Source organism: Alcanivorax sp. HI0044 (genome assembly GCF_001634945.1).
This window is the reverse complement of record NZ_LWEZ01000641.1, coordinates 1-1,289: the sequence shown is the minus strand read 5'-3', so window position 1 is coordinate 1,289 and position 1,289 is coordinate 1. Positions and strand designations below refer to the sequence as shown.

Below are 1,289 nucleotides of genomic sequence, written 5' to 3'. Positions count from 1 at the left end.
AACCTTGTCACCGGAACCACGTATACATGGGCCCTCACAGGAGAGGGCAGCCTGGAACAACAAGCCGCAGACTACATGAAGGTGTTGATCCGCGGCCTCAGATAGGAAGAGTCGAGATCATGCGCCTTATGGTTATCTTCACCGCGTTGCTTTCCACCACCCTGATTCACGCAGGAACACTGAGTCAGCTGACCGATGCCCCCCACCGCACCCCGCAGGAAAAAGCCCGTGACGAATACCGCCATCCGGTAGCAACCCTGAATTTCTTCGATGTCCAAAAGGACATGACTGTGGTGGAAATATGGCCCGGTGGCGGCTGGTACACGTCGATTCTGGCGCCCTGGCTTTACAAGTCTGGCACTTATTACGCCGCCCACTTCCCTGAAGACAGCGACATCCCTTTCTACCGCCGGTCCGTGACCCAGTTCAAGGCCAAACTGGCAGAACACCCGGAGATCTACGATCACGTCCGCGTCACCGCGCTCAACCCTCCCAGCTACACCGTTATCGCCCCGGCGGGCACAGTAGACCGCGTTCTAACCTTTCGCAACGTGCATAACTGGGCCAAGGCCGGCAAGACCGAAGCCGTGTTTGCCAGCTTTTACCAGGCCCTTAAACCCGGCGGCATTCTCGGCGTGGTTGAGCATCGCGCACCGGAAGTGCGGCCACTGGAAAGGCAGATCGAAACGGGATACATGAGCGAAGGGTATGTGATTGCCCAGGCCGAACAGGCCGGGTTCAAACTGGTAGATCAATCGGAAATTAACGCCAACCCCAAGGATCAGGCCAACCATCCTGCCGGGGTCTGGACTCTCCCCCCCAGCCTGAGGCTCGGCGACAAGGACCGGGACACTTATGAAGCGATCGGGGAGAGCGACCGAATGACACTCAAATTCGTCAAGCCGGAGTAACCCGGCCCGACAGAAACCTCACGACGCCGGGCGCTCCAGCATGCCCGGCGTAACCTCACCCAGCACCAGGGATTCAGCCACCCCCACCGCCACGCGCAAACACTGGTCCAGCCGCTCCTGGGAAAAGCCTCCGTCCTCGAAGATGTACAACGAGTAGTTTTCCAGCATCCAGAGCATGGTCAGAAAAACCAGTGGTTCGTAGTTCTTGCCGGTAAAGCGGTTAATCTGTACCGCAAGCACTTCCGATGCCAGGGTTTGTGCGCGAGTACGGTGTGGCGCAAGGGCTGAATCAGAAGAGCGAGCCTCTTCCATCATCAGCTTGATCACCGGCCCCATACTCACGTGGTAATCGAAATACACCTTGGTAGTGTTGCGGAT

General features: G+C 57.9%; 1 protein-coding gene and 1 pseudogene. One reads left to right on the top strand and one right to left on the bottom strand.

Annotation, left to right across the window (positions count from 1 at the left end):
- Positions 1 to 119 precede the first annotated feature (119 nt).
- A complete protein-coding gene (locus tag A3730_RS07775) occupies positions 120 to 911 on the top strand; it encodes a class I SAM-dependent methyltransferase (RefSeq protein ID WP_063521140.1) in 792 nt (263 codons plus the stop codon).
- 18 nt (positions 912 to 929) lie between these two features.
- Here A3730_RS07775 and A3730_RS31295 read toward each other — a convergent pair.
- Positions 930 to 1,289 (bottom strand): annotated as a pseudogene (locus tag A3730_RS31295) (TetR/AcrR family transcriptional regulator); the annotation flags it as partial.